Here is a 14,177-nt window from a genome sequence, read left to right as displayed (position 1 = left end):
GGGATACCCTTATATTTTCATTTTTTGTTTTTTTACTTCTTCTTCATAAACGATAAATTCAATGGCCCCATTTGCCGAATTTATCACCCCATTCTTAGAACTGTTTACTTGGGTACCTCGAACAAATGCACCTTGGTACCGCTGACTAAAATCAAAAATCCCCCAAACCGTGCTGTACTCTTCTAAAGTGCCTATCGGAGACACCCCGTAAATAATGTCCGGCGGACAATAAGCTTGAACAATCCAGTCACTGTCAGTGCGATATTGCTCGATAACTTCTTGCCATAGCTCAGGTGACGTAAACTTGCCGACAAAGACATCTCTGCCTTGCATGGAGTGTGATTTTTTGATTACGTAATCATCTTTATTTTCGTGTAGTAAGGTGTCTAACTGAACTGTCTTATTCCTCCTTACTACTTCTTTACTTGTGAGCTTCACTGTCCATGGCACATACTTTTCAATGATGTGCTTTTCATGTTCAGACAGCTTGCTCCACAGCGCTTGCTCATACAATAATGCAAACAGTGACTTGCTATTGGTCACGGTGTAAACCGGACAATCAGGAAAGACTAACTTATTTTTTAAACAGCTCGACGTAAAACGCATCATCATTGAGGTCGGTAGCTCATAATCTTCAGGGACCACCAGCAGCACTGCGTCAAAAGGCACACCGTCATAATATGCCTGTTCATGGTGATCGAAGCTGATCCGATCAAAGTCTGAAAAAAAGATAATTTGACTGCTCGTCTTCAATTTAGATTTATCAAATGCTGCTGACATATATTGCTGGGAAGAAGCCAATACGTCAGCATCCTGATGTTCGCAGTAAAACAGTACATTGCCCGTGCAGTCGAGTGACTTTTTACGTGCAATAGTTTGGTTCACAGATTTAAATACGTTATCTACAATGCGTTTGCGACTCAAAGCACTATGCTGATAAGACGGACTTTTTGTCAGCTTTTCGGTATAGAGGTGCTCGAAGCAATCCAATTGCCAACCGCCAAGCATAGAGCCGCTATTTATCTCAATCAGCTTTAATTGCTGATCACTATAGATGACGTCATGTCTTGATAGTAAATCTCGGGGTGACACATTTGCTTGAGCCAGCAACTCACTTAACCATTCACCTTTGCCCAAATACTCTGAAAATAGTGCTTTATCATCGCCAAAATAAAGTTTGATGGCTTTATAAATAATGGGCACTAAGTTTTCGATGAGTTCGTCAAAATCGGCTACACATTGTCGGTCAATAAATAGTGGCCATGCACTGATATCGTACTCATAACCTTGCATAAACAAACTGACATCTGAACTATATTTATCAATCTGATTAAACGAATTGTGATATTGTTTTGAATCCATATCATCAATGAACTTTTCATTATGTTTTGACAACAAACAGGCGTTCTTTTTATATTCCTGGTCTAACACGTGGTTCACCCTTTCAATACTTTTTAAATCGTCAATTTTTTCTTTTTCAGCTCTTCAAAAACAGACAACACAAGTGCACCGCGTGCACCGTTAATCACTTTAGAAGTACCGTCTTTTAGAATTACTCTGACGATCATGCCTTGATAACTGTTATTCATATCAAAGACCCCCCACACAGGTAGGTACTCATGAAAATTATCATTGTTATCTGCAGTCACGATCGGATCAGGAGGGCAATATTGCTGTGCAATCCAACTGCCATCTCCTATAATTTTTGTTACTATTTCTTGCCATTGAGATGCGCTCAAATCAACCCCAATGAACACTGCTTCGCCCTGCGCAGTATCAGACTGCTTAACAATAAACTGATGTTGATTTTCAATCAGTAAATCGCGCAAAACGTACTCTTGTCCTTGGTATACAACCTGTTTTTTATCTAGCTTTACACTCCATGGAATATGTCGCTCTATAAACGCCACCTCCTCATCACTAAGCTGACTTTTAACGTCTGGCTCATGAACTAAAGCCAACATCAGCTTATTGCCCCACATGGTGTGCATCACCGTATCAGACATAATCACATTGCCCTTGATGTAGCTGCGAAGCAATGTCATACCAAGCTGGTTATCTGGCTTGTAACCAGGAAACATCACAACATCAATGGGCGTCTCATCAAGCCACACTTTATCATCTGCATCTGTGCGCAGCTGAGTAGTCGACTCGGTGATAAACAATGTGCCATTTCCTTGCCCGAATACATCAGCAAACCCTTTGTATAGTAGATTTTTGAGTAACGACTTGTCTTCGCCGTCTTCACACCCGCCAATATCAACCAATACATTGATGTTACTCAGTGATAATCCTTTTTTTAGCACACGCCTTTTTATTTCTATAAAAAAGACCTTAACCACTTCACGAAACTCAAAACGCGTCTCTTTGGTCACCTCAATACTGGCAAAGAACTGTTTTTGGTACTGGTGCAATACATCAAATTCCCACCCACCTAAATTGGTTCCAACATTCATTTCCAAAATTTTTGCTACACCATCACTGACCATGACATCATGTCTTGCTATCAACTCAGTGGGATCAAACTGATTATTTAACATCAATTCATATGCCATACTTGGCAGCTGTAAATAATCCGAAAATGCTTGGCTATCGGATTTAAAATAGCACTTTAGTGCTTTGTTCATAATGTTGGGCAAAGGCTTTATCGCTTGCTCAAAACTTTCTACTGCCGCTGGCTCAAAGATCAATGGCCATAATGAAAAATCAAATTCAACGAGCGCTCTATATTCACACTCTTCACAGCGCTGACGCATAATCTCAAGCTGTTCTTGTGTGGCTTCCTCATTGATCACTGTCTTTAATTTTTGTAATGACGTGGCAGTTTGTATTCCTTTCATTGTGCCTGTAACACTCATTTTCGCTCCTAAATTTTCATCGTTCTTTTTCTTTTCCCTGCTTGTTTCAGCTGCTTAACGAGTAATGCTTCATCAATTATTTCTGCAACATTTGCGATAGTGCCAGCCGCGATTAAATCGGCATAACTGAGCTCTACTTTAAAGGCATCTCTCAACTGTGCTTGAGCACGAATAATCAGCAAAGAGTGCCCACCAATATCAAAAAAATCAGCCTCTGTGCTTATCGCATCCAACTTAAATACCCGCTGCCAAATATCCAGCAGTTGCTGTTCCGTATTATTTTTAGGTGCAACCATGTTCACTTGCGGTCGCACAAACTCTGGCAGTAATGCTTTATGCAGTTTGCCACTTGGTGTCATAGGCAGTTTTGCTTCAATCACATAATGCTGAGGCAACATAAAATCGGGTAAGTGATTTCTCAACCACCCTTTAATGCCAATCACATTTAACTGTTCTGCACCCCGAGGCTCTATATAAGCAACTAAAAACTGATTGCCCAACTCTTCTTGAATCACCACAGCGGCATTGCCAATAAGTTCGTGTGCCCTAAGCTTGCCTTCAATTTCAGCAAGCTCAATTCGAATGCCATTGAGCTTAACCTGTTCATCTCGTCGACCAACAAACTGGATTTCATTGCTGGGCAAGCGCATGCCATAATCTCCAGTACGAAAAGTCCGCTTTCCTGCACTTTCAACAAATGCCTTAGCCGTTTCATCAGGCCGCTGCCAATACATGGTGGCCAAATTTTCATGACTCAAAACAATTTCGCCGACTTCAAAGTAACGGGCGGCTTGTCCTTTGGCATTTTCAATTGTTACGCTGTCATCAATCACAGCGCTCCCCAATTTAGGCATCACTCCGGCACGTATTTCATCTCTGGATGGGTGCCATTGCAGGGCCATCGTTGACTCAGTTAAGCCATAACCTAGGATCAACTGACACGCGCTGCTGTATGCTTTTTCAAACAACTCCAGATCGTCTACCACCACTTCTTCGCCACCCAGTACCACCAACCTTAGCTGTGCTAGCGGCTGGGTTAAACTCTGGCTAATCGCCCGATATACCGAAGGTGTTAAGTGCAAAATGGTTGAGTCATTTGATGCCATAAACTCAATAACAGACGAAATGCCAACTCGCTGTATATTGACCAATTGCAATTGTGCCCCACTGAGTAGCGCACCAAACATATCCATAATTGACGAATCAAAACTAAATGACGACAACTGAATAAGCTTGTCTTTTTCAGTGATCTTCGCCGACTGAATATAGTTTTCAATATGGCGATACATATTTTCTCGACTCTGAACAACCCCTTTTGGTTGGCCAGTGGACCCAGATGTATACAAATAATATGCGGCAGCACTGCATTCACCACTTTTCTCAGTGACATCGATGCTGTGAGCTCCTCGGCCCTTAATTAATCCCTGATAGGTGACCAATTGACACTGCTTTGCAAGTGCGGTGACACTTTCATCATCCGCAGGGACACTTTGCTCCCCTGTCAGCAGTATGCTAATACCGGCATCCTGAACGATATAACACAGTCGCTCAATGGGATAATTGGCATCTAAAGGGACATAAGTCGTTTTATTTTTCAAACACGCTAATATGGCCGTAACCATATCAACACCGTGCCCCAACATCAAGCCAATCGCACTGTCATTTCTTACTGGTAGGCACTCACTTAATGCTTCAACACGCGCTAATAAATCGCAATAACTGAGCGCTTCATCCCCTTCAACCACCGCAATGGCAGAAGGTGTAAGTTGGGCTTGGCGCTTGAATTGTTGATATATATCTTGCTCGTTTTTGCCGGCTTGAATGTGGGGCTTTGGAATATTAGCTTGGCTTGGTGAGAATAAAGAAAGGGTTTCAAGAGAGACCGAACTGTTCGAGGGTAATATATCAAGCAACTTGGACCATTGCTCAGAAATAAACGCGATTGTCGCTGCATCGTATAAGCTACTGTTGTATAGCCAATCAATGGTCAAAGTATCATTTTGCTCCGTCACATAAACGTTAAGTTCATACTTACCATCTAATGCCTGTGGCTGTTCGCTAATAGCGAGGCTAGGTAACGTAACTTCTAGCGGCTCATTATTTTGCATCACAAACCAGATTTGAAATAAAGGGGAGTATTCTTGACTGCGAGGTGGATTAAGCTTTTCTACCAACATTTCAAATGGCACATTCTGGTACTCAAATGCATCCAGAATAACCTGCTTACTTGCCTTCAGCAGAGCATCAAAGGTATCACGTTCAGACACTTGCGAACGCAATACAACAGTATTAACAAAACACCCAATGACGGATTCAAGCTCCTTTCTAGCCCGTCCGGCCACGGGCGTGCCGACCACCACATCCTTTTGATCTCCCCACAATGACAGTAAATACACAAAACTACTGTATAACGTCATAAATAAGGTGGCTTGATGCTGATTAGATATGCTTTTAAGTGCTGTTACAGTGGGCTTTTTAACGATGATTTGATGGCTGTCAAACTTCGCTGCTTTGCCTCTTTTATGAGCTGTTGGCAGACTATGTAATACAGGCAGGCCTGCGAGTTTATTTGTCCAATGCTCAATGGCACCGTCCAGTTTGCCCTGCTCAAAGTAATGCTGCTGCCACATGGCAAAATCAACATATTGCAGCGCATACTCATCAGGATGCTGCTCTTTATTAACAAGAAAACTCTGATAATAATTGCACAGCTCACGCATCAAGATGACATTTGACCAACCATCTGAAGCAATGTGATGCATAACAACCACCAAGGTATGCATCTGGTCGCTATGTTTGATTAAATTGGCTCTGATCAACAAGGATTCAGCTTGCAAATTAAATGGCTGTTCCAACACATCACTCACGCGTGAGTCAACTTGCTGCTCAATGTCATCTATGCTATGTGACAAATCACACATTGCTATTTCAAACGGCGATGCTTGATAAACCTGTGAATAGGCCCCTTCGGAGCCATTTACAAACTTAGTCCGCAACACTTGATGATGCGTCACCACTTGATCAAATGCATACTGCAAGGCACTGACATCAAGTGCCCCTTCAAGCTTTAAGCATATAGGCATGTTGTAAGCGATGCTTTGACCTGCACTTTCGCTTACAAATAATAGCCTCTGCTGAGCAAACGAGAGGGGGATTTTATCGCCCTCCATGACACTTTGCTTTGGAATTTTATCGCCCTGAGCAATGACCGTCGCATTATTTTCAAGGATGGCTAAGATAGTCGATTTGTTCGCTTTTAGTTGCTCCAAATCAGCCTTAGTCATCACCTTAGGTGGCGCCTTAATTTTTAACTCTCCCGCGTCGTGTGTCAGCAACACACCGCGACTGAGCAACCCATCTATGATCAATTTTGCATGTGCAAGGTTACTCATATTGAAAACTCCTCGACTTCTTCCATCTGCGCAAATTGCGTTTCTAATTGACTCATTTCCAATTGTTGAACGATCAATGCGGCAATGGACTCAACGGTATTATTTTCTAGAATATGCTGCGCTTTAAACTGAACTCCAAACTGATGCTCTATCGCCGACACCAAGCGAATTGATGACAGTGAGTGTCCCCCAAGTTCAAAGAAGTTGGCCGTGATACTTATCTCTTTATCATCCAAACCTAGTAATTCTTGCCAAATTTCAACTAACGTACGTTCTGTATCTGTACTTGGGGCTTTATACACATCTAGCAGCAAGCGAGTGTTTGGCTCAGGTAACGCACTGCGATCAATTTTACCATTGGCAGTCAGCGGCCACTCATCTATCACATTGAAATAATGTGGGATCATGTGTGCAGGTAAAAACGCCTGTAATTCCTGCTTTAACAGCGGAATCACTTTTGCCCCAACAACATGCAAATATGGTTTATTAAACAATTGCTTGGAACTACTTAGCGCGTCACTTACAAAAGCAATTTGATTACAGTCCAGCGTGTTTGGGTATATAAAGCAATCAATCAACCACATGTTATTCAAATCACAGGTACCTGTGAGGGTATAACCATACTGTTCGCAAAGCGCTTTTAGCTGCGAAAATTGATCAACATATTCAACATTATCAGCAATTTGTGCTAAATCACATTGTAAGGTTTGAGCATGCTGAGCACGCTGCATTGCCAACATATAATCTATACGCTCGTTTAACTGCAGATTTGGATTATTGACTGCGCGCACTCCAAATACCTTGTCAGTCCCCCTTATCAGTTGTGCTTTAAGCGTCTCCAGATTATCAACCCACTGCACCGCTTCGGTTTGCAATTCCTCCGACTTTCTGAGCGTTACATCAAATCTGAAGGACGACATTTCATTATCAGCCAAAGTATCTTTGACACGAATATCTAACCCTTTAATATCTGGGTTAGTCTGCGCTAACTGATAAAAATAGCTTGGGCTGAACAATAACTCATTTTCTTCACTGACAAGCTGGCGCACCTTGCGTTCAAAATCAGTGACATGCCAGTCATCTTGCCGCCTCTCCCACACAACACGCGACGCAAACTGAGCGAGCAAATCATAGTTACGCACATCACCAATAAACACATTACCATCAGATGACAGCTTGTTCAGAGCAATCTCAATCACTTGATTGAAATACTGCTCACTTGGGAAATACTGGGCTACTGAGTTAATCACTATCAGGTCAAAACCTTCAACCTGCATATTCGCCAAAGCGTGAGCATCGCCAACTTTAAGCTCAACGTGCGACCACTGGTTAGCATCGACCATTTTTTGTACTTTTTGGATAACTGAGTCTGAGACATCCAGTGCCACGACTTGATCACAGAACTTTGCATAGCTTGCAAGTAACATCCCGGTACCACAGCCGATCTCTAATATCTTTTTAGGTTTTAGCTGCTTTATCCGTTCAACCGTTTCTGCTACCCAGTCCGTCATTTGCTGCTCCGGTACTGGCTCACCGGTATAACTACTTAACCACCCTGAGGTATCTAACTCAGCGTGACTATCCATCTCTTCAGCTACAGGTTCACTCTCATAAGCTTCAGACCACAAAGCATTCCATGTATTGATCATCTGCTGTTGCGGATCATGAAGAGATAACTGCTCATCAAGTCTGACGTAAGCATGTAACTGCGAGTCATAATCCTGTTGCTGTGAAATCACCACATTTGCACTGTGTACTAGCTCTGATTGCTCTAATTGAGCTTCGATTTCACCAAGCTCAATTCTGAAACCGCGCACTTTTACCTGATTATCTAAACGTGCAATATATTCCAACTTACCACTGGGCAAATAGCGCACCAAATCACCCGTCCGGTAAAGCTGTTGAGCACCATTGGCATCGGCATGATCATAAAAAGGATTGTCAATGAAGCGAGTTTCTGTCAACGCAAGATTGTTCAAATATCCACGGGTCACACCGGCTCCCCCGATATATAACTCACCCGCCATGCCCATTGGTACCACATTGTGCTGCTCATCCAAGACATACAGATGGGTATTGTCAATTGGCCTACCAATATTTACATCCTCATCCAGACTCAACTGACTCAGAGATGACCACACACATGTCTCTGTCGGGCCATACATATTCCATAAAGTCACCGATGGGTGCGATAGTAATCGGTTTTTGAGTTTGTTACTTAGCGCATCACCTCCGCACAGACAGGTGATAGAGGACTGAGGTGACCAATTGGCATCGCTCAACATTTGCCATGTAGCAGGTGTTGCCTGCATGAAATTAACCTGCTCGTGCGCAATTGTATGGATTAAACTTGTCGGCTGCGTGGCTTCTTCTTTACTCGCAATCACGACCGATGCGCCGCTAAATAGAGGCAGAAATATTTCCAACACATGGATATCAAAGGACACCGATGTCAGCGATAACGCAATATCCTTATTGCTCAACGCAAAGTGCTTATCCATCCCAGTCAAGAGATTGAGCACTTGTGTATGTTCTACCATTACGCCCTTTGGCTGACCTGTGGAACCTGACGTATAAATAACGTATGCCAAGTTCTTAGCAGATAACCCCAGCTCAGCTTTAGTTAGGTTGTGCTTTTTATCTCGCTCTAATGCCAACTTATCCACCGCCAAAACATCCAGCGCAGTGAACTTCTCATCAGTCAATAAGTTGGACGTCGTGAGTATGGTGTTTAACTTTGCATCCGAGACAATATACTCAATCCGTTCACTAGGGTAGCTGGGGTCAAGTGGCACATACGCCCCACCCGCTTTAAGCACGCCAAGCATCGCGATGATTAACTCAATTGAAGGCTCAATATACACCCCTATACATGTATCTGGCTGCACCTCATGATGCGTACGCAAATAATGTGCAACCTGATTTGAACGCGCATTCAGCTCAGCATACGTCACTGTTTCTTGTCCAAACTTGAGCGCCACCTGCATGGGCTGCTCAGCGGCAACTTGCTCAATTGATTCGTGGATACACAGCGCCTGAGCATAGTCCTGTGCGGTATCATTCAAGCTCTTGGTCAGGTACTCAACTTCATTCGGCGGTAATAATTTCAGTGAGGTTAATGGCTGGCTATCATCCGCTAAAACTTGTGATAACACATTAATATACGAATTGGCCAAACTCGCTACAGTTTGCGCTGAGAATAAGGCCGTTGCATAGTAGAAATTAAGTGCACAAAAGTCGTCTTTCTCAGTGATATGCAATTCCAAATCAAAGCGCAAATGCTGCCCATCAAAATGCATATCTTCCACGTCAACACCGTCTAAATCAAATACCGCCTGCTTGTTGTTTTGAAAAGCAAACAAAATTTGGAATAACGGGCTATAGCCTTGAACGCGCTCAGTGACCACAGCTTCAATAACTTTATCAAACGGCACGTGCTTATGTTCAAACGCCGCTAGGTTATCGGCATTATTTTGCGCCAATAGCGATGCAAAAGAACTGTTAAAATCTACATCACTGCGTAACACGAGCGTATTGACGAAAAAGCCTATCAACGGTTCAATTTGGCGATGATCACGCCCTGCAACAGGTACCCCCATGACAACCGTTGATTCTTGTGTGTATTTAGCCAATGTCAAAGAAAACGCAGTTTGCAATAAGTTAAATAAGGTCACCCTTTTTTGCTTCGCATAATCTGATAAATCGGCCAACATGGCATTGTCGATAGATAAATCAAAGCGCGCACCTTGATAAGATTGCTTGAGCGGACGAGGGGCTTTTAGCGGTAAGCTATGCAGCGGGGGAATGTCACTCAGGCGCTCGCGCCAATACTGCATTGAAGCATTCTCTTCAACATCACTCCACTGCTCTCGGTGCCAAATAGCAAAATCAGCATACTGCACATCTAACTTTGCAACTTGCGGTAATGTTGCACTCACCTCGGCATTATAAAACTGGTTCAATTCGTGACACAACAGAGCCAAAGACCATCCATCTGATGCAATATGGTGGGTGACAAATGTCACCACATAGCGCGCTTCACCAATCGGCGTCACCGTGACCCGCAGCATATAATCTTGGCTGAGATCAAACGCGCGATTAACTTCAGCCAAAATATACTCGGACAAGTCGCCTTCAGCTGCCGGTTTTAGTTCCAGCACTCGACCTGCATCTCGCTCGTCAAATAACCGAATGTTTTGGATCGGCTCGCCGTCACTGGCACTAAAGACCGTTCTCAAGGATTCATGGCGCTGGACAATTTTAACCAGCGCAGCGCGAAAAGCCTCAACATCAAAATGACCGTTAAACTTAAATACCGCATAAGTATTATAGTGCGTACTGTCATTTTCTAGATTATCAATTAGCCACAAGCGCTGCTGTGCAAATGACAAGGGCGCACCGGCAAAGCGACTTGGTTGCGGTTCAATTTTATTGTACTCGTGGCCAAGGTTGAGCTGCTTAATATAACTTCTCAACGCTTCTTTTTGCGCAATCAATTCTGCTTTAAGCTCTGTACTGATCCCCGCTTTGGGCAACTCACACAAGAGCTTGTCGTCATCGTTTAAGCGAACCTTTACACCAGCCGTTTTGAGCTTGTGTAGCAACTCAGAGATTTTAATCATAGCTCTAGCACCTCACCTTGATGCTCAACTGACGCTTGGGACTCTTTCAACCAGATCTGGTTATCAATTTCAGCAGCTAATGCTTTTACCGTTGGGGTATCTAGCAATTCTTTTAATGGCACATCCAACGAGAATGATTTGCGGATCCGCGTGATGATTGATGCCGCCATCAATGAATGTCCTCCCATTTCAAAGAAGTTATCATCAACACCAACAGGTGAATAACCCAGTACTTCTTGCCAATGGGCAACCAACACTTCTTCTGTTTTAGAGCTCGGTGGTACGTACTCGATTGACGAATTTGGTCTCGAGTTCGTGGCACTCACTGGATTAACGGCCACTGATGTGCTTTCGTTTTGCTCCACTGACTGCATTTCCCCAAGTTTTAGCTCTAAGCCCGTTGAGGCACTTTGATACCCTTCACCAAGAATTGCTTCACATTGTTTCGCAAACTCTGATTGCAAGGCCAGTAGCGCGGCAAGCTTGTCTGAAGGTAATGACTCTGCATCATTTGCAGTGATATCAAAATGCACCGCGGCTTTTTTCACATCTGCATGTTCAACTTTTTTCAAATCCTCAGAGTGACTAATGACAACATCAGGACTGAAGCTTCTGCTGCCATGCGGAGCTGCTGGGATCCAGTAGCGTTTGCGCTCAAATGGGTAAGTTGGTAATTCAATTCTGCGGCGCTGTTGACCTTGATATAAAGACAGCCAATCCAGCTTAATGCCTTGGCCCCATAAACTGCCTAACGCCGTTGCGTAGGTATAGGCTGAATCAGATGCACGACGCGGATGAGGTAAAGTGGTCACCACTAGCTGCGTCTGATCATTTTGCGCTTTTACAAATGCACTCAACGTATGGCCCGGACCCACTTCTAAAAACAGTTGTTCGTTATTCTCTTCCAAAAGCGTCTCAATGCCATCCGAGAAACGTACTGTCGACCTTAAATGCGATACCCAATAATCTACTGAACTTGCTCTTTCCTCCACCCAGTTCCCATCTAAGTTTGATATAAATGGCGTGTTCGCTGAGTGCAACTCAACCGACTCCAATACCGCTTTAAAATCTGCTAGTGCCCCATCCATCATCCCAGAATGAAATGCATGGGACGTCACCAACTCAGTAAAACCAATGTCATCGCCATTGAGCTGCGCTTTAAGGTCAGCAATGGCTTGTTCAGAGCCAGATAAAATATGATTATTTGGCGTATTTTGCACTGAATGCCAGATAGTATCAGAGACATATGTCTGAATTTCTGATTCATTTAACGCCACTGATAACATGGTACCTGTAGGCTGTGCAGCCATTAGCTGACCTCGTTTTGCAACTACTTTAAGCGCATCTTCAAGACTAAAGACGCCCGCCAAGCAAGCCGCTACATATTCACCAATACTGTGCCCAATCATATGACTTGGCTGTACACCAGATGCCTGCCATAATTTTGCTAAGCTGTATTCAACAATAAATAATGCTAACTGGGCAGCATCTGTGTTTCTTAATCGCAGCTCAGCAGCGTCTTCTTCACCACTTGCAGGGAACATCAAGGCGCGTAAATCAAACGCAAGATCCCGGGGTAGCTTTTCAAAGCACTCATCTAATTGCTCACGGTAAGTCTGGTTTTCTTGATATAAATCGCGGCCCATATTGATGTACTGGCTACCTTGACCCGGAAACATAAAACATACTTGGCGGTCACGGGGCTTCGACTGCGCTTGCTTAGCGTACTCACCTGATTGGTCTAACGCTTGGATCAACTCTTCAACTGTTTTACAGCCCGCGTAAAATTTATGTTCAAAATGGTGTCGCCCTACCTGTAATGTATAAGCTAAGTCAGCCAAATTAATTGTCTGTCCATGCTCAATCAAGTACTGCTTTAAGTTCTCCTTCATGGCCGCCAAAGCCGTCGTCGTTTTAGCTGACAAGACAATTGGCAATACCCCATCGACTTTGTCGGTTTGCCATAACTTAGGCGCTTCTTCGACAATCAGGTGAGCATTGGTGCCACCAATACCAAATGAGCTAACTCCTGCTCTGAGCTTGTCTCCACCAACTGGCTCCCAAGCTCGCTTTTTATCCACCACATAAAATGGACTATTGGCAAAATCAATTTTTGGATTGCTCTTTTCAAAGTTGAGGTTTGCTGGAATGGTACGATGCTGCATACCCAAAACCGTTTTTATCAAGCTAGCAACACCACCTGCAGACACAAGGTGACCAATATTGGTCTTAACTGAGCCAATGCCACAGTACTGCTTATTCTCTGTCTGTAATCGATAGGCTCGGGTCAATCCTGCCACTTCAATTGGATCACCTAAATTTGTCCCCGTGCCATGCGCTTCGACATAACTGATAGAATCTGCATTCACATCGGCAACGGCCAGTGCTTCTGCAATCACTTTCGCTTGCCCTTGTGGACTCGGTGCGGTGTAGCTCGCTTTATCAGCGCCATCGTTGTTGATCGCCGTGCCCTTGATCACAGCCAGTATCGTATCGTTGTCTGCTATTGCATCTTCCATACGTTTCAATGCTATCAAAGCGATCCCATTGCCTGCGACAGTCCCTGCTGCGCGTTCATCAAATGCACGACAATGGCCATCAAATGAGCCGATACCGCCTTCTTGATAAAACAGCGCATCTTCACGTGAGTTTGAAATCGTAACGCCACCGGCAATGGCAATATCACACTGATACGCGAGCAGCGCTTCACGAGCATAGTGAACGGCAACGGCTGAGGAGGAGCATAAGGTATTTACGTTGATGCTCGGTCCAGTCAGGCCCAATTTATAACTTGCACGTGTCGCGACAAAGTCCTGACCCGTCGATAAGGACACCTTGAATGTGCCCACATCTGTAACGAAATCAGGATGAGACAGCAAATTTCTCGATAAATAAGAACTTGCCCCAGCACCACAGTAAACACCAACTGCGCCTTTATAATCAGGTGAACTATATCCAGCTTTCTCTAATACTTCCCAACTTACTTCAAGGAATAATCTATGTTGGGGGTCTAGTAACTCAGCTTCCCTTGGAGAGAAAGAGAAAAACTCAGCATCAAAGTTTTCAACATTATCTAGCACGCCCTCAGCGCCGACAAAATTTGGGTTTTCTAACAGCGATGGATTAACACCTAACTCAAGTAGTTGTTCTTGATTGAAGAAGGTAATGGACTCAACCCCTTGCTCAAGGTTATCCCAAAACGCCTTGAGATTATCCGCTCCGGGGAAACGCCCTCCCATGGAGATAATGGCAATATCATCAATGTACTCTTCAATTAACGCTTCTTTATCTAACATGTGGATTTC

General features: G+C 43.8%; 5 protein-coding genes. All 5 read right to left on the bottom strand.

All coding sequences use genetic code 11. The features are described from left to right. Positions 1-9: 9 nt before the first annotated feature. From AC2CZC_RS10510 to AC2CZC_RS10490, 5 genes are read right to left on the bottom strand one after another with little or no spacing between them, the layout of a single operon-like run. Positions 10-1,431: a hypothetical protein gene (locus AC2CZC_RS10510; protein WP_484584786.1), complete on the bottom strand. Its 1,422-nt coding sequence runs from the start codon at positions 1,429-1,431 to the stop codon at positions 10-12. Positions 1,432-1,454: 23 nt separating this feature from the next. Next, the gene (locus AC2CZC_RS10505; RefSeq protein ID WP_484584785.1) at positions 1,455-2,858 is read right to left on the bottom strand and encodes a hypothetical protein; all 1,404 of its coding nucleotides are present in this window, start codon (positions 2,856-2,858) and stop codon (positions 1,455-1,457) included. A gap of 8 nt (positions 2,859-2,866) precedes the next feature. Further along, a complete protein-coding gene (locus AC2CZC_RS10500) occupies positions 2,867-6,250 on the bottom strand; it encodes a condensation domain-containing protein (RefSeq protein ID WP_484584784.1) in 3,384 nt (1,127 codons plus the stop codon). Beyond that, entirely contained in the window at positions 6,247-10,872 is a 4,626-nt protein-coding gene (locus AC2CZC_RS10495) for an amino acid adenylation domain-containing protein (RefSeq protein ID WP_484584783.1), read from the bottom strand. The genes AC2CZC_RS10500 and AC2CZC_RS10495 overlap by 4 nt, the downstream gene beginning before the upstream one ends. Continuing rightward, on the bottom strand, positions 10,869-14,168 hold the full coding sequence (locus AC2CZC_RS10490; protein WP_484584782.1) for a type I polyketide synthase: 3,300 nt from the start codon (positions 14,166-14,168) through the stop codon (positions 10,869-10,871). Before AC2CZC_RS10490 ends, AC2CZC_RS10495 begins: the two co-directional genes overlap by 4 nt. Positions 14,169-14,177 lie beyond the last annotated feature (9 nt).

Source organism: Pseudoalteromonas sp. MMG033 (genome assembly GCF_057197785.1).
This window is presented reverse-complemented; position numbering and strand designations above follow the sequence as displayed.

What these genes read in the sequence shown, in the direction of transcription:
- AC2CZC_RS10495 (WP_484584783.1), bottom strand. Translation starts at nt 10,872, where the DNA reads ATGATTAAAATCTCTGAGTTGCTACACAAGCTCAAAACGGCTGGTGTA.
- AC2CZC_RS10505 (WP_484584785.1), bottom strand. Translation starts at nt 2,858, where the DNA reads ATGAGTGTTACAGGCACAATGAAAGGAATACAAACTGCCACGTCATTA.
- AC2CZC_RS10490 (WP_484584782.1), bottom strand. Translation starts at nt 14,168, where the DNA reads ATGTTAGATAAAGAAGCGTTAATTGAAGAGTACATTGATGATATTGCC.
- AC2CZC_RS10500 (WP_484584784.1), bottom strand. Translation starts at nt 6,250, where the DNA reads ATGAGTAACCTTGCACATGCAAAATTGATCATAGATGGGTTGCTCAGT.